We start from the raw sequence: 19,333 nt of genomic DNA, 5'->3' as shown, positions 1-19,333 counted from the left end.
GGCCGGAGCCTAGCGATCCCCCGACGCCAGCCGCGCGGCACCGGCGTCCGCGTGCGCGATGTGGGACAGCTGCCCCCACAGGACGACGACGAGCAGCACCGAGCCCGCGAACGCGAACCAGAACGGCGCGACCACGCCGAGCGCCTCCGCGAGCCCGCCGCCGATCACCGACCCGAGAACGAGACCGCCGAAGGTCGCCACCGTGTTCACGCTGCCGACGCGGCCCTGCAGCGCCTGCGGGACGGCGCGCTGCCGCACCGCGACCGAGGTCGTGCCCCAGACGAAGGCGTGCGCGCCGAAGACCGCGAACACGACGTACGCCACCCATGGCGTGGTCGTCAGCGCGAGCGCGAGGTGCGTCGCGGTCTCGACGAGCAGGCCCACGCGCATCAGGGTCGCGAGCGCGACGCGGCGCGTGAGCGCCCCGTAGCCGACGGTCGCGACGATGCCGCCCGCGGCGATGACGGCCGTGATGGCGCCGTACCCGAGCGCGTCGAGGCCGAGCCGCTCCCGCGCGTAGAGCACGAGCACCGACCACGCGGCGCCGTAGGTGACGTTGAAGAGCAGGATCGTGAGGACGAGGGTGCGGACGTTGGCGTGCGCCCACGTCCAGCGCAGCGCCTCGCCGATCTCGCGGTGCGGCGCCGCGGTCGCCCGGGCCGGCCGCGGCGGCAGCACGATCCGCGTCACGAGGATCGCGCCCGCGAGCAGCAGCACCGCCTGCGTGACGAACGGCAGGGCGACCCCGGCGGCGAACAGCGCGGCGCCGAGCGGCGGCCCGACGAGGTTCTGCATCGTGACGAACCCGCCCATGAGGCGGGCGTTGCCGATCGCGAGGTCGTCGCGGTGGACCACGGTGGGCAGCAGGGTCGCCTCCGCGCTGTCGCCGAACACCTCCGCGACGCCGAACGCGAAGAGCGCGACGAGCACGAGCCCGATGCCGACCGCATCGGTGACGATCGAGGCGATCAGGACGCCGAGCACGGCGACCCGGATCAGCCCCGTCACGACGACGAGCGTCCGCCGGTCGAATCGGTCGGTCACGACGCCCGCGACCAGCCCGAGCACGAGCGGCGGCAGCCACTGCAGCGTCGCCGCCAGGGCGACGAGGAAGGGCGAGCCGGCGAGTCGGGCCACGAGCAGCGGCCCGGCGGCGAGCGCGATGCCGTCGCCGAGGTTCGAGGTCCAGGAGGAGCCGAGCAGCCAGCGGAACGAGGGGCCCATCCGGGTCGGCGCCACCGCCTCCGCCAGCCGACCCACGGCCGAGCACTGTACCGGCGCGCCGGGCCGTGCCGCGGAGGCGGTGCCCGCGCAGGGCCGCCGCCGCGCCGGGCTACGGTCGTCGCATGAGCTCCGGCATCGTGCGGATCGTCCTCGGCGCCGTGCTGACCGTCTTCCTGGGCTCCTGGGCGCTCGCGAGCCTCGGCCTGCTGCTCGGCGGCCTCGCGCAGGGCGGCAACGGCGCGCAGCTGATCGGCAACGTGCTCGGCTTCCTGCTCGCGGCGGCGCTGACCCTGCTCGCCGCGCGGAACCTCCTGCTCAAGGGGCTCGCGCAGCGGCAGGCCGCCCGGGCGGCGCGCGCCAGCGGCGACCGCTGAACGGGCCCGCTCAGCGGCCGCGGCGCCGGGCTGGGTAGCGTCGGTCCGGCGTCGACGCGGAGGTCGGCGCCAGGTCCAGGAGGAGCAGCATGCGCGTCGTCGTCACCGGGTCCCGAGGCAAGGTCGGGCGCGCGACCGCGCAGGCGTTCGCCGACGCGGGGCACGACGTGGTCGGCGTCGACCTCGTCCGCCCCGTCTTCGACGCGGGCGTCGTCGTGCCCGGGCGCTACGTGCAGGCGGACCTGACCGACGCGGGCTCCGCCTTCGCCGTCGTCGCGGGCGCCGACGCGGTCGTCCACACGGCGGCCATCCCCCAGCCGACCGGCAACCCGCCCCACGTCGTGCTCGAGACGAACCTGATGTCGACGTTCAACCTCGTCGAGGCCGCGGTGCGGTTCGGCGTGAAGCGCTTCGTGAACGTCTCGAGCGAGAGCATCGTCGGCAACTTCTTCCCGGAGCGGCCGTTCCTGCCGGACTACCTCCCCATGGACGAGGAGCACCCGCTGTACCCGCAGGACCCGTACGCGCTGTCGAAGGCGTTCGGGGAGCAGCTGATGGACGCCGCGGTGCGGCGGTCGGACCTGCGCACCATCTCGATCCGCCCGAGCACGGTGCACAACGAGGACAACTACGAGTCGAACCTCGGCAAGCAGGTGCGCGACCCCTCCAACCTGTCGGCGAACTTCTGGAGCTACATCGACGTCTACGACCTCGCGGACGCGCTCGTGCTCGCCGCGCAGTCGGACCTGCCCGGCCACGAGGTCTTCTACATCGCGTCGCCGGACAACGCGGGCGGCCACGACTTCGCCGCGATCCTGCACCAGTACTACGGCGACCAGGTGCCGCTGCGCCCGATCGACCGGGTCGACGCGTCCGGGATCTCCACCGCGAAGGCGCAGCGGCTGCTCGGCTGGACGCCGAAGCGGTCGTGGCGCGACTACCTCGACGAGGACGGCCACGCCCTCGACCGCTGAGGCGCCCGGCCGGTCCGGCCGCTCCTCCGACGCCGTCAGCGGCGTCCCCTACCGTTGGATCACGTGAACCCGCTCTCCTGGACGGCGGCCGTCGTGGCCGCGCTGCTCATGACGGGTTCCGCGGCCTACGCCGCGGTCGGCCTGCGGCCCAGCGCCCGCGCGCGGACGGGACGCGGCGCGCTCACCGCGCTCGCGGTCTGCTGGGGTCTGGCGCTCGTGCTCGTCGCCGTCGCGATCGGCGCCCGGCTGCTCGCCTGAGCGCGCGGACCCGATCATCCCTAGGCTCGCCGGCGTGAGCGCGCAGCAGCCGGTCGACCGGCCCCGGAACCCCTTCGCGACGGCCGGGCTGGTGGTCGCCGGCATCGGCGTGCTCATCCAGATCGGGCTCTCCGCGGGGAGCGTGCTCCTGCCGCTCGCCGCGCGCGGATCCGGCACCTCCCTCGCGCAGCTCGCGATCGTCTTCGCGGTGATCGGCGTGCTGCTGCTGATCCTCTCCGCCGTCGCCGCGGCGCTCGGGCTGGTGGGCCTGCAGGTGCGCCGCGGCCACCGCGCGGCCGCCGGAGCGGCGACCGGCATCGGCGCCGTGGGCGTCATCACCTCGCTCGCGAACCTGGTCGTCCCGCCGCTGCTCGGGGCGCTCGTGCAGCTGTAGCGCGCGAGCGGCGGGCGGGCGCGACCCTCGTCGCCGCCCAGGCGCCCCCTCGGCTCGCGTCGCGCCCGCGGCCGGCCGACCGCTCGTCCCTTCCCCGTCGACAGGACCCGATGCCCGACCTCCCGCCCCGTGCCGAGCGCCCGCCCTGGATCGACCGGCGCGGGTGGCTGGAGCTCGCGGTCGGCTTCCCGCTCGTCACCGCGCCCTTCGCGCTGCTGCTGATCGACCTGATGCGGTCGATCGGCGACGAGCGCGGGTACACCGCTCGGACCGTCCTCGTCGCCGTCGCGATCGGCGCCGGGATCGCGCTCGCGCTCATGCTGCTCACCCTCTGGACGTGGCGCCGGGGTCCCGGACGGCCGGCGCAGCGGCTCGGGCGTCATGCGTGGAGGGAGGAGCGGCTGCCGTCGGTCGAACCCGACCGGACGCTCGCGCTCCGCGACCTCGAACGGCGCCGGCGGGTCCTGTCGACGGGGCTGTCTCCCGTCCTCATCGGCGGTCTCTGGCTGTTCGTCGGGGTGGTGCAGCTCGCGACCTCCGACTCGGTCCTCCACACGGTCGCCTGGGTGCTGCTCAGCGGCGCGTTCCTCGGCCAGGCCGTGAGCGGGCTGCTCGACCGGCGCCGCCTCCCGCAGCTCGACGCGCTGCTGGAGGAAGGCGCGCTGGAGCCCCGCGTCTGACCCTCCGGACCGAGGAGGTCGCCGGCCCTCGAGACCGGTGAAGCCGAGGCACGCCGCGCGGGCTCGGGGCTGGTCGTCCGCGACATCGGGTCCTGCGGGCGGTGCATCGATGTGGGCACGTGTCGGGAGGTGGGTGCAGCCGCTTGCGGTCCTGCGGGGGAATTCACCCGGCCGATCCGCACCGTGCCATCCGGACTCGGCGAGCTCCTGGCGCTGGCTTCCCGCCCAGACTGATCGGGCTCCACCGATGGCACGGTCGACGCGGAACGGACGCAGTCGGATCCGGCTGAGCGCTCCGACCGACGTACTCGCCGTGGGATCCAGATGGCTCCTCGAACCAATCGCGTGCGACGCCGGGCGGAGCGCGGAGGATCGGAGGCGAGGCGAGTGCGTCATCCCAAGCTGGACTCGAACGGCGCACCCGCCTCACGACGGAAGAGGCTCAGCGAGCCAGGAACCCCGCGACGTACGGCGACCCGTAGCCCGAGGAGAGCGCGTAAGTGTTGGTGTCACCAGTACTGACGGTGATCGCCCGATCCGCCACCAAGGGGCGGATGTCCATGGTCCAGGTGGTGTCAGCGCAGGGGTTGAACACCTTCACCGTACGGGTGAAGATCCGCGCGCCGTTGTGGTTGTAGTCGAGCTCTGTGCCGTAGGACCGCACGGAGGGCTTGCAGGTGCCGCCCGCGTCACCTCCGGGGGTGCTGGCCTGGGCAGCAAGGACCGGCGTGACGGCTAGGGCGAGCGCACCAGCCAACCCGAGAATCAGTCGCCTCATGTGAACCTCCTCGTTCATCGATGTGCGCGGACGCTAGCGCTCGGCGAACCAATTCACCAGACCTTGACCAGCCCGGTCGAGTCGGGCCAGACCTGTGCTCTGTGCACGTGCAGGAACGGCCCCTCCGGACTTGAACTCCACCTGAGCCGCGCCCGGCCGATCCGTCTACCTGCCCTGGTGCGGCTCCGACCGACCGCCGAGCCCCCCGGCGAACGATCGGTACCGGTCACGAACGCGCGTCCTGCGACAACGGCGCCGCCGGGTCCTGATGAACCGGCTGCCGCCCTTCGTCATCGGCGGCATCTGGCTCTTCGTCGGCGTGGTGCAGCTCGCGACGTCCCGCTCGGTCCTCCACACCGTCGCCTGGGTGCTGCTCACCGGCGCGTTCCTCGGCCAGGCCGTGAGCGGGGTGCTCGACCGGCGCCGCCTCCCGCAGCTCGAAGCGCTGCTGGAGGACGGTGCCACGGAGCGTCGCTAGTACTGCTCGGGGCGGGCCATCCCGTTCGTCTGGTCGAACACGTGCCCGCCGAGCAGCGGCACCCAGAGCCGTTGCCGGTGCCGGCGGACCAGCTGGTGCACGGGCTGCGCGCCGCGCACGAGCGGCTCCGCGCGGACGTCGCGGCGCCAGCGCAGGTCCTGCGGCACCCCGGCCAGCGTGCGGAGCACCAGCGAGACGCACGCTCCGGTCGCGGTGGGGCGCCGGTCCGCGGCCATGCCGTGCTCCCACAGCTCGAGCTCGACGTCGACCCTCCGCTCGAAGGCGGCGCGGGGCTCGAGGCCGCGCGTGTAGAACCGCAGCCACCCGGTGGCGAGCCGGGTACAGGCGCGGTACGCGCGCGAGCCGCTCGCGCTCCCTCCGCCCGACTCGGAGTGCATCCGCGGACGATAGCCCGCCCGGCCGGGCCCCGCGACGGGGATCCAGCGAAGCCACGGCTGACGCGGGTGCACGCGTCAGGCTGCGCGGGGTGCCGGGCTGCGGGCGGACGCGGCCGCGGTCGTCGCCCGAACGGACGGAAGGGCCCGATCGGCGGAAGCAGAACTCCGCCCCGATCAGGCCCTTCGCTGGTCGGGCTGACAGGATTTGAACCTGCGACCCCTTGACCCCCAGTCAAGTGCGCTACCAAGCTGCGCCACAGCCCGTGGCGACCCGCAGGGAGTGGAGTCCCTGCGAGCCTCCGACAGTGTAGCGGGCCGCTTGGTCACGGCGCGGACCACCGAGCCCGCGGCGCCGGCCCTCACCCCCTCCTACTGGGAGTCGAGCGCCGACCCGCCCGTGCCCTTGGATCAGCCCACCTCCGCCGCACGCGGAGCACCGATCCACCTGGAGCACCATGCACCTCACCGCTCTGCGCACCGCGGCCGTCGCCGGCACGTGCGCCGTGGCACTCTCCTTCGTCGCGCTGCCCGCGCAGGCGGCGACCGTCTCGCACGGCAGCCACTCGGGGTCCGAGCCGAGCTCGTCGCAGACCGAGACCTCGTCCTCCTCCTCGTCCGACGACGCATCGAGCGGCACCGACGTCGGTGACGATCACGGCAGCGGCACGGAGGTCGGCGACGACCACGGCGACGGCACCGAGGTCGGCGACGACGACGGCACCGATGCGACCGACGAGTCCGGCGATTCCGACGAGTCCGACGACTCGGGCGACGACGCGTCGGACGACCAGGGGGGCGACGACGCCGACGGGTCCTCCGCACCGGTCGCGCTCCCGGCCGAGCAGGGCTCCCCCTCGCAGGCCTTCCGCCGGACCGTGCTCCTGCCGAAGGAGATCCGCACCAAGGGCATCAAGGTCGTCTACTCGGGCCTCACCCGCAAGGCGCACTACCAGCCGTACTTCTCCGGCGGCCGGTTCGGCGGCGAGATCGGCGAGGTGAGGAAGGCGAACGGCAAGGGCGCCATCACCCTCACGATCCACCCGCGCAAGGACCTCGCCTTCATGACGCAGCTCGGTGCGAGCTTCGTCATCGGCCTCCGCGGCCTCGACACGCAGCTCGACCTCACCCAGCGGATCGAGGTCAAGTACGACTCCGACGTCGCGCTCACGACGAAGCGGCGCGGCGAGCACGTCTCCCTGGCCGTCGCGGTCGACCACGAAACGAGGTCCGGCGACGACTCGGCGTGGAAGAAGGTGCGGGTCCGCTTCCAGAAGAAGGTCGACGGGAAGTGGGTCACCGTGAAGACGGTCCGCACCGACGCAAAGGGCGTCGCGAAGGCGAAGGTCACGGCCGGGAGGTCGGAGTGGCGCGCGGTCGTCGTCTCCGGCAGGACGGTCGCCGGGACCACCACGCGCGGCCACCGGCGCTAGCCGCCGAGCAGCCGCGGAGGGCCTCGCCGGGTTCCCGGCGGCGCCCTCCGCCGTTCCCGGGAAGCGCGGGTAGAACAGCCGGGTGGACGAGCAGCGGACGACGGTCGCGATCTCCGGCGGCGGCCCCGCCGGGATCATGCTGGGGCTGCTGCTCGCGAAGCGCGGCGTCGAGGTGACGGTGCTCGAGAAGCACGCCGACTTCCTCCGCGACTTCCGCGGCGACACCGTGCACCCGATGACGCTCGACATCCTCGACGAGCTCGGCCTGATGCCCGACTTCGACCGGCTCGTGCGCGGCCGGATGCGCGCCGTCGACTTCTCGACCACCGACGGCACGCTCGTGCACCAGGACCTCGACGCGGTCGCGCCGAAGGGCGCGAAGTACGCGGAGATCGCGCTCGCGCCGCAGTGGGACCTGCTCGACCTGCTGTCCCGGAAGGCGCGCGAGTACCCCTCCTTCCGGCTCGAGATGGAGGCGGAGACGACCGGGGTGCTGCGCGACCGGCTCGGCCGCGTCCGCGGGCTGCGGTACCGGCAGGGCGGGGAGGAGCACCGGCTGCGCGCGGTGGTGAGCGTCGCGGCGGACGGCCGGCACTCGGGCCTGCGGGAGGAGATCGGCACCGGCGTGCGGGAGCTCGGCTCCCCCATCGACGTGCTCTGGTTCCGGCTCGACCGGCGCGAGGACGAGCCCACCGAGCTGCGCGGCACGATCGGCCGGGGCGGCGGGCTCGTCGCCATCAACCGCGGCGACTACTGGCAGGTCGCGTTCCTCGTCCGGAAGGGCACGGACGCGGAGATCAAGGAAGCCGGGCTGGCCGCGTTCCGGGAGCGCGTCGCCTCCGTCGCCTCCTGGACGGCCGACCGGCTCGACCAGCTCGCGAGCTGGGACGACGTGAAGCTGTTGTCGGTGACGGTCGAGCGGCTGCGGCAGTGGGCCGTGCCCGGGCTCGTCGCGATCGGCGACGCTGCGCACACCATGTCGCCGATGGGCGGCGTCGGCGTGAACCTCGCGATCAGCGACGCGGTCGCGGCCGCGAACCTGCTCGCGCCCGACCTGCTGCGCGCGCAGGAGGATCCGGACCGCTTCGAGAAGGTGCTGAACCCGGCGATCCTCGACCGGGTGCAGCGCCGCCGGCAGTGGCCGACGATGCTGACCCAGCGCATCCAGGTCATCGGGCAGGACCGGGTGATCGCCTTCACCGAGACGCCGGAGGGACGCAGCCTGCTGCCGCCCGCCCCGGCGCTGGCCCTGCTCCGCGGCCCGATCGCGCGGGTGCTCCCCCGCGTCTTCGTCTACGGGGTCCGCCCGGAGCGCGTCGCGGGCTGACACGACGATCCCGGTCGCTCCGCGACGGCGGAGGGACCGGGATCGTCGGCAGCAGCGGGTCAGACGGCCTGCTCGAGCTCCTGGACCTCGTCCGCCGACAGCTCGATCTCGGCGGCCTTCATGTTGTCCTCCAGGTGCGCGACCGAGGAGGTGCCCGGGATCGGCAGCATCACCGGCGAGCGGTGCAGCAGCCAGGCGAGCGCCAGCTGCGACGGCGTCGCGGAGTGCTTCTTGGCGAGCTGGTCGAGCTTGCCGCCCTCCTTCGCGAGGCCGCCCGTCGCGAGCGGGAACCACGGGATGAAGGCGATGCCGTTGGCCTCCGAGTGCTCGAGCAGCGGCTCCGCGTCGCGCTTCGCGAGGTTGTAGAGGTTCTGCACGGAGACGATCTCGGCGATCTTCTGCGCCTCCTGCAGCTGCTCGACGGTCACCTCGGAGAGGCCGATGTGACGGATGACGCCCTCGTCCTGCAGCTTCTTCAGCTCGCCGACCTGGTCCTCGAGCGGCACCTTCTCGTCGATCCGGTGCAGCTGGAACAGGTCGATCCGCTCGAGCTTCAGGCGGCGGAGGCTCATCAGCGCCTCCTGGCGGAGGTACTCCGGGCGGCCGACCGGCGGCCACTTGTTCGGGCCGGTGCGCGTCAGGCCGGCCTTCGTCGCGATGACGAGGCCGTCCGTGTAGGGGTGCAGCGCCTCCGCGATCAGGTCCTCGGCGACGTACGGGCCGTAGGAGTCGGCGGTGTCGATGAAGTCGACGCCGAGCTCGACGGAACGGCGGAGCACGCGGATCGCCTCGTCGTGGTCCTTCGGCGGCCCCCAGACGCCGGGACCGGTGAGCTGCATGCTGCCGAAGCCGAGGCGGTGGACCGTGAGGTCGCCGCCGATGGTGAAGGTGGCGGGGTTGGTGGTCGTGTCAGTCACGGGAGTCGATGCTCGTCGCCGAATCTGAGTGCAGGCCGCGATCCTGCTGATGCACGGAAGGGCCCCGTCCGAGACCGGACGGGGCCCTTCCTGGGAACGCGCGGCTCAGGCCTGCACGCCCTCCTGCTTCTGCTGCTGCTCGGCCCACTGCTTGCGGACGTCGTCCATGTCGAGGGCCTGGACCTGCTCGATCAGCGACTCCAGCGCCTGGCCCGGCAGCGCGCCCGGCTGCCCGAACACGGGGATGCCGTCGCGGTAGACCACGAGGGTCGGGATGGAGGTGATGCCGTACATCGCGGCCAGCTGCTGCTGGTCCTCGGTGTCGACCTTCGCGTACGTGATGTCGGTGTGCTGCTCGCTCGAGCGCTCGAAGACCGGCGCGAACTGCTTGCACGGGCCGCACCAGTCGGCCCAGAAGTCGATGAGCACGGTGCCCTCCGCAACGGTGTCGTTGTGGTTGTCGAGGGTCAGGGTCTTGGTCGCCATGCTCGGTCCAACCCGGTTCGGCGGACGTGCATTCCCGGTCGCTACCGTGCCCCGTCATGAGCACCGTCGTGATCGTCGGCGGCCACGGAAAGGTCGCCCTCCGCCTCGCGGAGGCGCTGACCGGCCAGGGCCACACCGTCCGCAGCACCATCCGGAACGAGGCGCACGGCGCCGACGTGGAGGACGCGGGTGCCGAGCCGTACCTGCTCGACATCGAGGGCAGCGACGCGGAGGACTTCGCGGAGGTCTTCGGCAGCGCCCACGCGGTCGTCTTCAGCGCGGGCGGCGGCGGGGACGGGAACGTCGAGCGGAAGCGCACCGTCGACCTCGAGGGATCCCTCAAGTCGATCGAGGCGGCGAAGATCGTCGGCATCACCCGCTTCGTGCAGGTCTCCGCGATGGGCGTCGACGAGCCGGTCGCGGACGACGCCGCACCCGCCTGGCGCGCCTACGTCGAGGCGAAGCGCGACGCCGACGCCGCCCTGCGCGAGAGCGGGCTCGACTGGACGATCGTGCGGCCCGGCCGGCTGACCGACGGGCCCGCGACCGACTCGGTGCGGATGGCGCCGCGGCTGCCGCCCGGCGAGATCTCCCGCACCGACGTCGCCGCGGTGATCGTCGCGGTCCTCGAGGACGACTCCACGATCGGCTCCCAGTTCGAGCTGACCGAGGGCGACCGGACGATCTCGGACGCCATCGCGTCCCTCCCGTGACCGACCCGACGCCCGCGGCGCCCGACGCCGTGCCGGAGGAGGCGGTCGCCGACCTGCGGGACCGCCTCCGCCGCTTCCGCGCGGTCCCGCTCATCCGGGGCACCGGGTGGGCGCGCGGCACGGACGCCGCAGTGCTCGACGACCTCGTGCGGTACTGGGCCGAGGAGTACGACTGGCGCGTCCACGAGGAGCGGATCCGCGCACTGCCCTGGCGGACGACCGCGCTCGGCATGCGGTTCGTGGACCGGCCGGGTCCGTCGGACGAAGCACCGGTCGTCGTGCTGCTGCACGGCTGGCCGGACTCCGTGCTCCGCTTCGAGCGGGTCCTGCCGCTGCTCGAAGACGTGCGCGTCGTCATCCCGGCGCTGCCGGGCTACCCGTGGGGCCTGCCCGTCCGCGAGGCGGGGCTCACCACCGGCGGCACGGCCGACCTGGTCGCCGCGCTGCTCGAGGAGATCGGCGTCACCCGCGTCGTCGTCTCGGCCGGCGACGTCGGCAGCTCCGTCGCGGAGTCGCTCGCCGCGCAGCACCCGGGTCTCGTCGCGGCGCTGCACCTCACCAACGTGCCGACCGCCCACTACTCGGCTCCGCCGTCCGGCCTCGACGGGGACGAGCAGGCGGCGATGGACGCCGCGCAGGCATGGATGGCCGCGGAAGCCGGCTACAGCCACGAGCAGGGCTCGAAGCCCCACACCCTCGCCGTCGGGCTCGGCGACTCCCCCGCAGGGCTCCTCGCATGGATCGTCGAGAAGCTCCGCGCCTGGAGCGACTGCGACGGCGACGTGGAGGCGGCGTTCCCGCGCGACGACCTGCTGACCTGGGTCTCCGCCTACTGGTTCACCGGCACGATCGGCACCTCGTTCACGCCCTACGTCGAGGAGCGGGAGACGGTCGAGGAGCCGATCCCGGTGCCGACGGCCTTCACGTGGTCCCCGGAGGAGATGCTGCACGCGCCGCGGTCGTTCGCGGAGCGCTTCTTCGACGTGCGGGTATGGGAGGAGCGGGACCGCGGCGGCCACTTCGCGGCGTGGGAGCAGCCGGAGTCCTTCGTCGCCGGGCTTCGCAGCGCGCTGGCGCTCGTCCCCCTGCCGTAGCAGCAGGGGGCAGGGGCGACCCGTCCGAGGAGACCTCCTGCCGGACCGTGGGGAGGCGTGACGGGGAACCCGCTGATCGGCGGCGGGCGTCGGCTCGAAGGCCCGGATGCGCGGTGCGCGTCGCCGCGTTACGCCCGCCCGAGCGGGCCGTCGAGCCGCTCCCTACCGTCGGCGGCATGAGCGGACAGAGCATCGCCGAGCAGGTCGACACCTTCAACGGCGGATTCAACGAGCAGATCGGGCCGGTGCTGGCCGACGTCTTCGCGCAGGAGCAGGCCGCGCTGACCGCCGCCGGCGTGCCCGACGGCGCGGTGCGGGAGGGCGACACGGTGCCCGACGCCGCGCTCGTGCGCACCGACGGCTCCGCGGTCGCGCTGGCCGACGTGCTCGGCGGCCGCCCGGCGGTCCTCGTCTTCTACCGCGGCGCCTGGTGCCCCTACTGCAACATCGCGCTGCAGACCTATCAGCGCGACCTCCTCCCGGCCCTCGCGGACCGCGGCGTCGAGCTCGTCGCGATCAGCCCGCAGACGCCGGAGGGCTCCGAGCAGGCGGTCGCGAACGGCGGGCTGGAGTTCACCGTGCTGTCCGACCCGTCGAACGCCCTCGTGCGCGGGCTCGGCATCCTCACGGAGCCGAGCGGCGAGGCGCGGCAGGCGCACACGCAGCTCGGCTTCGACGTCGCCGACAGCAACGCGGATGCGACGGGCGACATCCCGTTCCCGACGGTCCTCGTCGTGGACGGCGACCGCGTCGTGCGGTTCGCGGACGTGCACGTCGACTACACGACGCGCACCGAGGTGCCGACGATCCTCGAGGCCGTCGAGCGCCTCCGACCCGCCTGATCCGTTTTGAAGGAGTTCTCGCGCTGATCGCGCGAGAACTCCTTCAAAACGGAAGCGGGGTCACGGGGTGGGCATGCCGCCGTTGACGTTGAGCGTCTCGCCCGTCACGTAGCTCGACTCCGCGCTGGCGAGGAACACGTAGGCGGGCGCGAGCTCCGCCGGCTGGCCGGGGCGGCCGAGCGGCGTCTGCACGCCGAACTCCGAGAGCGCCTCGGTCGGCTGCCCGCCGGCCTGCTGCAGCGGGGTCCAGATCGGGCCCGGCGCGACCACGTTCACGCGGATGCCCTTCGGCGCGACCTGTCCGGCCAGCCCCTTGCTGAACGCGTTGATCTGCGCCTTCGTGCTCGCGTAGTCGACGAGCGTCGGGCTCGGCTCGTAGGCCTGGATCGACGACGTGTTGATGATCGTGCTGCCCGGCTGCATCTGCTTCACCGCGGCCTTGCAGAGCCAGAACAGCGAGTAGACGTTCGTCTTGAACGTCTCGTCGAACTGCTCGGTCGTGATGTCCTCGATGGACTCCTGCGTCTGCTGCTTGCCGGCGACGTTGGCGAGGATGTCGATCCCGCCGAGCTCGTCGACCGCCTTCTGGATCAGCGCCTCGCAGTACGACTCGTCCTTCAGGTCGCCGGGGAAAGCGACGGCCTTCCGGCCCGCCTGCTCGACGAGCTGCACGACCTCCTTCGCGTCCTCCTCCTCCTCGGGGAGGTAGGAGAGGACGACGTCGGCGCCCTCGCGCGCGAACGCGATGACGGCGGCGCGGCCGATGCCGCTGTCCGCGCCGGTCACGACGGCCTTGCGGCCGGTGAGGCGCCCGGTGCCGCGGTACGTGGTCTCGCCGGCGTCGGGCTTGGGGTGCTGCTCCTGCTCGGTGCCGGCGCCCTTCTGGTACTGCTTCCAGCTGTCGTCGGGCTTCGGGTACTGGGTCGTCGGGTCCTGGAGGGAGTACTGGTCGAGGTTCGCCTGATCGGTCACGTCACCCGACGCTACGGAGCGGAGCGGGACGTTTCCGCCGTGCGCGCTGCGCGGGCCCTGGACAGCCGCCGTGAAGCCCGCGGGGGCACGTGGGGCGCGGCGGGGACGTCGACCGCCTCCGGCCGCTCGCGCTGCAGCTTCACGAGCACGACGCCGGCGAGGATGAGCACGCCGCCGAGCAGCTGGATCGGCGCAGGCAGGTCGCCGAGCAGCACCCACGCGGCGAGCACCGCGAACAGCACCTCGAGCAGGCCGACGAAGGACGCGACGCGGCTGCCGAGCCGCGCGCCGCCGGCGATGCCGAGCAGGTACGCGGCGGTCGTGGAGACGAGCACCATGACGCCCGCCGAGACCCACCACGGCATGCTCGCGCCGGCGAGGAGCACGTCGCCGAACGCGAAGTGCAGCGGGACGATCCCGACGGCGGCGACCCCGAGCAGCAGCACGCTGCCGACGAGCATCGAGGCGGCGAGCAGCACGATCGGGTGCAGCTCCGGATCGACGCGCGCGTTGATGACGTAGTAGACGGCGACGCCGACCGCGGCGATGAGCGCGAGCATCGGGCCGATCGGATCCGCCCGGCCGCTGCCGGTCAGGTCCACGACGAGGAGCAGCCCGGCGATGGCGAGCACGCAGCCCGCGATCACCCGCGCGCCGGGGCGGCGGCGGGTGCGCAGCCACGTCCAGAGCACGAGCAGCACCGGCGCCAGGTACTCGATGAGCAGGGCGCCGCCGACGGACATCCGCGTGATGGCCGAGTAGAAGAGCAGCTGCACGCCCGCGACGGCGAAGGCGCCGTACGCGACGATCGTCCACGCGTTCCGGCGGAGCACGGACCAGCGGCCGCGGAGCAGCACCAGGGCGGGGATCGCGAGCACGAGGACGGTGCCGAGGCAGCGGCACAGCACCGCGGCGGTCGAGCTCCAGCCGCTCTCGAGGAGCGGGCGGACGAAGGGGCCGCCGACGCCGAACGCGAAGGCCGCGAGCACCGCGAGCGGCAGCCCGAGGGCCGTGTTCCGAGCCTGCACGACCGCCTCCTCCTGTCATGAGTCAAATCGCGTACACTCATGACGTCGAGTCGAAGCCTAGCGATCCCCGGTCAGGAGTCAAAACGTGTTCACCAATGACGTGGAGCTCAGCCTGCAGGCCGCCACGACCCTCGTGAACACGCTGCCGGACGCCTCCCACAGCGGCGAGGACGAGCTGACGACGATCGAGCAGCTGAGCGCCTGGTTCGAGGGCGAGGGCTTCACCGGCGACCGGCTGGGAACGCCGGAGGAGCTCGAGGCCCTCCGCGCGCTGCGGCTCCGGCTGCGCGCCCTCTGGGCGATGGAGACCGACCGGGACGCCGCCGCGCTCGTGAACGCGATGCTCGCGGAGGGCGGGGCGCTCCCCCGGCTCGTCGACCACGACGGGCTCGGCTGGCACATCCACGCGAACTCCCCGGACGCTCCGCTCGCGGACCGGGTCATGGTCGAGATCGCGATGGCGTGGGTCGACGTGCTGCGGCAGGACGAGCGCGCCCGCATGAAGCGCTGCGCCGCCGACGACTGCGAGGCGGTGCTCGTCGACTTCTCCCGCAACCGCTCGAAGCGGTTCTGCGACGTCGGCAACTGCGGCAACCGGATGAACGTGCGCGCGTTCCGCGCGCGCAACGCCGCCTCCGCCTGACCCGCATCCTGCTCGCAGCTGCGTGGTGACCGAGCGCAGGGACGAGGATGCGTGCGTGAGCGACGTGCCCGACCGTGTCCCCGACGAGGTGCTCGACGACCTGCGACGACGCCTCCGGGACCGCCGGCGCGTCCCCGTCGTGGGCGGCGGGTGGTCGCGCGGCGTCGACGCCGCGTACCTGGACGACCTGCTGTCGTACTGGGCGGAGGAGTACGACTGGCGCGCGGCCGAGGAGCGGATCCGGGCGCTGCCCTGGACCCGCGCGGCGGGGCTGCGGCTCGTCCACCGGCGCGCCACGGCGGAGGACGCACCGGTCGTCGTGCTGCTGCACGGCTGGCCCGACTCCGTGCTCCGCTTCCAGCGGGTGCTGCCCCTGCTGCAGGACCTGCACGTCGTGGTGCCGGCGCTGCCGGGCTACCCGCTCTCCGACTCCCCCGGCACGGCCGGCGCGCTGATGGCCGAGCCGGTCGCCGCGGCGCTGCAGGAGCTCGGGCACGACCGGTACGTCGTCTCGGGCGGCGACATCGGCACGAGCGTCGCCGAGGCGCTCGCCCGGCTCGTCCCCGATCGCGTCACGGCGCTGCACCTCACCGACGTGCCGTCGCGCGTGCTCGGTCTGATCCCCGAGGCGGAGCGCTCCGCCGGGGAGCGCGCGTTCGCGCAGGAGGTGCGGGCCTGGACCGAGGCGGAGGGCGCCTACCTGCACGAGCAGGCGACGAAGCCCGCGACGCTCGCGGTCGGGCTGGGCGACTCGCCCGCCGGGCTCGCCGCGTGGATCGTCGAGAAGCTCCGGTCCTGGAGCGACTGCGACGGCGACGTGGAGGCCGCGTTCCCGCGCGACGACCTGCTGACCTGGATCACGCTCTACTGGGTGACCGGCGCGATCGGCACCTCCTTCGCGCCGTACGCGGAGCGCCTGGCGCCGGTGCGGGAGCGCGTCGTCGCGCCGACGGCGGTGTCGCTGTTCCCGGAGGACCTGCTGCACGCGCCGCGCGAGCTCGCGGAGCGCACGTTCGACGTCCGGGTGTGGGACGAGCAGCCGGCGGGCGGCCACTTCGCGGCGTGGGAGCGCCCGGAGGCGTTCGTGGCGTCGCTCCGCGCGGCGATCGCGCTCGCCTGAGCGGTCCGGGCGTCCTCCCCGGCCGCGACCGTAGCGTGCAGAGGCGCGGCCGGGAGGCGCCCGCCGTGCGGGAGGCCACCATGACCGACGGATCCGACCACTACGACCTGGCCGTCATCGGCGCGGGTCCCGCCGGCACCGCGGCCGCGCTCCGCGCCGCGGAGCTCGGCGCCCGGACCGTCGTGCTCGAGGCGTCGCGCGTCGGCGGGACGTGCGTGAACACGGGCTGCGTCCCGACCCGGGTGCTCGCGAAGACCGCGCGCCTGGTCCGCGAGGTGCGGGACGCCGCGGCGGCCGGGATCGGCGTCGGCAACCCCGTCGTCGACTGGGGCGCGGTCGTGCGGCGGGTGCACGACCGGGTGGACGCGGTGCGGACGATGAAGCGCGAGGCCGTGCGCTTCGCCGAGGCCGGGGTCGACCTGGTGCTGGAGGGTCGGGCGCGGTTCGAGGACGACCGGACGGTCGTCACGGCGTCCGGCCGCCGGATCACCGCGGACGCCGTCGTCGTCGCGGTCGGCGGCCACTCGAGGCGCCTGCCCGTGCCGGGCGCGGAGCTCGCGACCGTGCCCGAGCACGTGCTCGACCTCCCGGAGCTCCCGCGACGGGTCGCCGTGATCGGCGGCGGGAACACCGGCGCGCAGCTCGTCACGGTCCTCGGCGCGTTCGGCTCGGCCGTGACGCTGCTCGACGTCGCGCCCCGCATCCTCACCGCGTCCGACGCCGACGTCTCCGCCGCGGTGGCGGCGGCCTTCGTCGAGCAGGGCGTCGACGTGCGGACGGGCATCGACGGGATCGATCGGCTGGACCCGGCGGAGGGCGACGCGATCGGCCTGTCGTGGCGCGAGGGCGGCTCGCCGTCGTCCGCCGTGTTCGACGCCGTCGTGATGGCGACTGGCTGGCCGGCGGACGTCGGCGATCTCGGGCTCGAGCACGCGGGGATCGAGGTCGTGCGCTCGGCGGTCCCGGTCGACCGGTACTTCCGCAGCGTCGTCCCGCACGTCTTCGCCGTCGGGGACGCGAACGGCCGCGACATGCTCGTGCAGGCCGCGCAGTTCGAGGGCGAGGCCGCCGCGGAGAACGCGGTGCTCGGCGCGGACCGGCGCACCCCGCACCACCTGCTGCCGGCCGGGGGCTTCACCGACCCCGACTACGCGGACGTCGGCCTGACGGAGGCGGAGGCCCGCGAGCGCGACCCGGAGTGCGTCGTCGTCACCGTCCCGTACGCGGACCTCGACCGCGCGGTGATCGACGAGCGCGAGCGCGGCTTCCTCAAGCTGATCGCCGATCGACGTCGCGGCCTGCTGCTCGGCGCGCACGCCGTCGGCGAGAGCGCGGTCGAGGTGATCCAGGCGGTGGCCACCGCGATGGCGGCCGGGATCGACGTGGCCGCGCTGGCCGACGTCCGGTTCGCGTACCCCACCTACAGCGCGGTGATCGGCATCGCCGCCCGCGCGATCATGCGCACCCCGGCGCTGCCCGCGACCCTCCGCTGAGCGTCAGTCGAGCAGGTAGACGCGGGACTCCCAGCCCGCGAGCGTGATCGAGCCGGGCCGCAGCACGTCGGCGCGGCCGTCGACGCTGCCGAGCAGCAGGCGGGCGCCGGCCCAGCCGTCGCCGAGCTCGAGCTCGCGCGGGGCGCGGCTGCAGTTCGCGACGACGAGCAGCCGCTGCCGGTCGAGGGTTCGGACGTAGGCCCAGATCTCCGGGTCGTTGTCCATCAGGCCGGTGAAATCGCCCGTCGCGAAGACCGGGTGCTCGTGCCGGAGGCGGATCAGCGCGCGGTAGTGCTCGAAGACGCTGCCGTCCTTGCCGACCTGCGACACCGCGTTCAGCCAGGACCGGTTCGGGTTCACCGGCAGCCACGGCTCCCCGGTCGTGAAGCCGGCCTGCTCCGACGCGTCCCACTGCACGGGCGTGCGGGCGTTGTCGCGCCCGACCTTCGCCATGCCCGTCAGCGCGGCCTGCTGGTCGAGGCCCTCCGCGAGGACGCGCTTCCAGTGGTTCACCGCCTCCACGTCCCGGTGCTCGTCGGCCGAGCGGAACGGGTAGTTCGTCATCCCGAGCTCCTCGCCCTGGTAGACGTACGGCGTCCCGCGCATGCCGTGGAGGATCGTCGCGAGCGCCTTCGCGGACTGCTCCCAGTAGGCCGGGTCGTCGTCGCCGAACCGGGAGACCGCGCGCGGCTGGTCGTGGTTGTCCCAGTAGAGGCTGTTCCAGCCCTGCTGCGCGAGCGCGGTCTGCCAGCGGTGCAGCGACTGCTTCAGCGCGAGCCGGTCGAGGCCGATCCAGTCCCACTTCGACGTCGGGCCCTGGTCGATCGAGACGTGCTCGAACTGGAAGACCATGTCGACCTCCCCGCGCGCCGGGTCGGTGTAGAGGATCGCCTCCTCCGTCGTCACGCCCGGCATCTCACCGACGGTGAGGTGCTTCCCCTCCCGGCCCTCGAACACGCGCTCGTGCATCTCCGCGAGGAACTCGTGGATGCGCGGGCCGTTCGCGAACAGCTGGAACGCGTTCACGTACCGCTCCCCCGGCACCGGCGGCGCGTCGGCGAAGGACTGCTCCTTCGAGATGAAGTTGATGACGTCCATCCGGAAGCCGTCGACCCCGCGGTCGAGCCACCAGCGCATCATCGCGTAGACGGCCTCGCGGACGTCCTCGTTCTCCCAGTTCAGGTCCGGCTGCTTCCGGTCGAACAGGTGCAGGTAGTACTGGCCGGACGCCTCGTCGAGCTGCCAGGCGGAGCCGGAGAAGAACGAGCCCCAGTTGTTCGGCTCCTGCGCATCCCGGCCGTCGCGCCAGATGTACCAGTCGCGCTTCGGGCTGTCCGGCCCAGCGGCGGACTCGACGAACCAGGGGTGCTCGTCGGAGGTGTGGTTCACGACCAGGTCCATGACCAGCTTGATCCCGCGGTCGTGCAGCGCCGCGATCAGCTCGTCGAGCTGCTCCAGCGTGCCGAACAGCGGGTCGATGTCCTGGTAGTCGCTGATGTCGTACCCGTTGTCCGCCTGCGGCGACCGGTAGATCGGCGAGAGCCAGACGACGTCGACGCCGAGGTCGGCCAGGTGGTCGACGTGCTGCAGGATCCCGCCGAGGTCGCCGATGCCGTCGCCGTTCGAGTCCGCGAAGCTGCGCGGGTAGATCTGGTAGACGACGGCGGAGGTGAACCACGCGGGATCGGACACCCGTCCATCCTGGCCCGG

22 protein-coding genes and 1 tRNA gene are annotated in these 19,333 nt (G+C 73.3%); 14 read left to right on the top strand and 9 right to left on the bottom strand.

Annotated features, from left to right (window positions below; all coding sequences use genetic code 11):
- Positions 1-9 precede the first annotated feature (9 nt).
- The gene (locus D1781_RS08230) at positions 10-1,260 is read right to left on the bottom strand and encodes an MFS transporter (RefSeq protein ID WP_119481865.1); all 1,251 of its coding nucleotides are present in this window, start codon (positions 1,258-1,260) and stop codon (positions 10-12) included.
- An 86-nt stretch (positions 1,261-1,346) separates the two neighbouring features.
- Between D1781_RS08230 and D1781_RS08225 the strand changes: the two genes are divergently transcribed.
- From D1781_RS08225 to D1781_RS08205, 5 genes are all read left to right on the top strand, one after another.
- Positions 1,347-1,598, top strand: coding sequence for a hypothetical protein (locus D1781_RS08225; protein ID WP_119481864.1), 252 nt, complete (start codon positions 1,347-1,349; stop codon positions 1,596-1,598).
- 89 nt (positions 1,599-1,687) lie between these two features.
- On the top strand, positions 1,688-2,572 hold the full coding sequence (locus tag D1781_RS08220; RefSeq protein WP_119481863.1) for an NAD-dependent epimerase/dehydratase family protein: 885 nt from the start codon (positions 1,688-1,690) through the stop codon (positions 2,570-2,572).
- A 63-nt stretch (positions 2,573-2,635) separates the two neighbouring features.
- Positions 2,636-2,830 carry a hypothetical protein gene (locus D1781_RS08215; protein ID WP_119481862.1) on the top strand — a complete coding sequence of 65 codons (195 nt, stop codon included), beginning with the start codon at positions 2,636-2,638 and terminating at the stop codon, positions 2,828-2,830.
- 34 nt (positions 2,831-2,864) lie between these two features.
- Positions 2,865-3,224 (top strand): hypothetical protein, encoded by a 360-nt coding sequence (locus D1781_RS08210; protein WP_119481861.1) that lies wholly within the window; start codon positions 2,865-2,867, stop codon positions 3,222-3,224.
- Positions 3,225-3,334: 110 nt separating this feature from the next.
- Entirely contained in the window at positions 3,335-3,904 is a 570-nt protein-coding gene (locus D1781_RS08205) for a hypothetical protein (RefSeq protein ID WP_119481860.1), read from the top strand.
- Positions 3,905-4,346: 442 nt separating this feature from the next.
- Here D1781_RS08205 and D1781_RS08200 read toward each other — a convergent pair whose 3' ends face one another.
- Positions 4,347-4,682: a hypothetical protein gene (locus tag D1781_RS08200; RefSeq protein WP_119481859.1), complete on the bottom strand. Its 336-nt coding sequence runs from the start codon at positions 4,680-4,682 to the stop codon at positions 4,347-4,349.
- 268 nt (positions 4,683-4,950) lie between these two features.
- Here D1781_RS08200 and D1781_RS08195 point away from each other — a divergent pair, with 268 nt between their 5' ends.
- Positions 4,951-5,160 (top strand): hypothetical protein, encoded by a 210-nt coding sequence (locus tag D1781_RS08195; RefSeq protein ID WP_119481858.1) that lies wholly within the window; start codon positions 4,951-4,953, stop codon positions 5,158-5,160.
- Here the strand turns inward: D1781_RS08195 and D1781_RS08190 are convergent.
- On the bottom strand, positions 5,157-5,558 hold the full coding sequence (locus D1781_RS08190) for a hypothetical protein (RefSeq protein ID WP_119481857.1): 402 nt from the start codon (positions 5,556-5,558) through the stop codon (positions 5,157-5,159). The two genes, D1781_RS08195 and D1781_RS08190, sit on opposite strands and share 4 nt — an antisense overlap.
- A gap of 187 nt (positions 5,559-5,745) precedes the next feature.
- Positions 5,746-5,822 (bottom strand) — tRNA-Pro (locus D1781_RS08185).
- Positions 5,823-6,013: 191 nt separating this feature from the next.
- Between D1781_RS08185 and D1781_RS08180 the strand changes: the two genes are divergently transcribed.
- Entirely contained in the window at positions 6,014-6,988 is a 975-nt protein-coding gene (locus D1781_RS08180) for a hypothetical protein (protein ID WP_119481856.1), read from the top strand.
- A gap of 82 nt (positions 6,989-7,070) precedes the next feature.
- Positions 7,071-8,315, top strand: a complete 1,245-nt coding sequence (locus tag D1781_RS08175) for an FAD-dependent oxidoreductase (protein WP_233551186.1) — start codon at positions 7,071-7,073, stop codon at positions 8,313-8,315.
- A 59-nt stretch (positions 8,316-8,374) separates the two neighbouring features.
- On the opposite strand, the gene D1781_RS08170 is transcribed toward D1781_RS08175, so the two are convergent.
- Together D1781_RS08170 and trxA are read right to left on the bottom strand one after the other, a co-directional pair.
- Positions 8,375-9,232, bottom strand: coding sequence for an aldo/keto reductase (locus tag D1781_RS08170; protein ID WP_119481855.1), 858 nt, complete (start codon positions 9,230-9,232; stop codon positions 8,375-8,377).
- 105 nt (positions 9,233-9,337) lie between these two features.
- Positions 9,338-9,718, bottom strand: coding sequence for a thioredoxin (gene trxA, locus D1781_RS08165; RefSeq protein WP_119481854.1), 381 nt, complete (start codon positions 9,716-9,718; stop codon positions 9,338-9,340).
- A 56-nt stretch (positions 9,719-9,774) separates the two neighbouring features.
- On the opposite strand from trxA, the gene D1781_RS08160 reads away from it, so the two are divergent.
- The 3 genes from D1781_RS08160 to D1781_RS08150 all read left to right on the top strand — a co-directional run bounded on the left by D1781_RS08160 (position 9,775) and on the right by D1781_RS08150 (position 12,367).
- Positions 9,775-10,431, top strand: a complete 657-nt coding sequence (locus tag D1781_RS08160; protein ID WP_119481853.1) for an SDR family oxidoreductase — start codon at positions 9,775-9,777, stop codon at positions 10,429-10,431.
- A complete protein-coding gene (locus tag D1781_RS08155; protein ID WP_119481852.1) occupies positions 10,428-11,525 on the top strand; it encodes an epoxide hydrolase family protein in 1,098 nt (365 codons plus the stop codon). Before D1781_RS08160 ends, D1781_RS08155 begins: the two co-directional genes overlap by 4 nt.
- A gap of 176 nt (positions 11,526-11,701) precedes the next feature.
- Entirely contained in the window at positions 11,702-12,367 is a 666-nt protein-coding gene (locus tag D1781_RS08150; RefSeq protein ID WP_119483125.1) for a peroxiredoxin-like family protein, read from the top strand.
- Between the two features lie 60 nt (positions 12,368-12,427).
- Here the strand turns inward: D1781_RS08150 and D1781_RS08145 are convergent, their stop codons facing one another.
- Positions 12,428-13,339 (bottom strand): SDR family oxidoreductase, encoded by a 912-nt coding sequence (locus D1781_RS08145; protein WP_119481851.1) that lies wholly within the window; start codon positions 13,337-13,339, stop codon positions 12,428-12,430.
- Between the two features lie 11 nt (positions 13,340-13,350).
- Complete coding sequence (locus tag D1781_RS08140) at positions 13,351-14,367, bottom strand: EamA family transporter (protein WP_119481850.1); 1,017 nt, start codon at positions 14,365-14,367, stop codon at positions 13,351-13,353.
- An 85-nt stretch (positions 14,368-14,452) separates the two neighbouring features.
- On the opposite strand from D1781_RS08140, the gene D1781_RS08135 reads away from it, so the two are divergent.
- The 3 genes from D1781_RS08135 to D1781_RS08125 all read left to right on the top strand — a co-directional run bounded on the left by D1781_RS08135 (position 14,453) and on the right by D1781_RS08125 (position 17,623).
- On the top strand, positions 14,453-15,010 hold the full coding sequence (locus D1781_RS08135) for a CGNR zinc finger domain-containing protein (protein WP_119481849.1): 558 nt from the start codon (positions 14,453-14,455) through the stop codon (positions 15,008-15,010).
- A 55-nt stretch (positions 15,011-15,065) separates the two neighbouring features.
- Positions 15,066-16,130, top strand: a complete 1,065-nt coding sequence (locus D1781_RS08130; RefSeq protein ID WP_199706516.1) for an epoxide hydrolase family protein — start codon at positions 15,066-15,068, stop codon at positions 16,128-16,130.
- An 80-nt stretch (positions 16,131-16,210) separates the two neighbouring features.
- Positions 16,211-17,623, top strand: a complete 1,413-nt coding sequence (locus D1781_RS08125) for a dihydrolipoyl dehydrogenase family protein (protein ID WP_119481848.1) — start codon at positions 16,211-16,213, stop codon at positions 17,621-17,623.
- Positions 17,624-17,626: 3 nt separating this feature from the next.
- Here the strand turns inward: D1781_RS08125 and D1781_RS08120 are convergent, their stop codons facing one another.
- On the bottom strand, positions 17,627-19,315 hold the full coding sequence (locus D1781_RS08120; RefSeq protein ID WP_119481847.1) for an alpha-glucosidase: 1,689 nt from the start codon (positions 19,313-19,315) through the stop codon (positions 17,627-17,629).
- Positions 19,316-19,333: the final 18 nt, after the last annotated feature.

It is taken from the genome of Amnibacterium setariae (genome assembly GCF_003581425.1).
Taxonomy (GTDB): domain Bacteria; phylum Actinomycetota; class Actinomycetes; order Actinomycetales; family Microbacteriaceae; genus Amnibacterium; species Amnibacterium setariae.
Note: the sequence above shows the minus strand (reverse complement) of the source record. Positions and strands in the feature narration are given on the sequence as shown.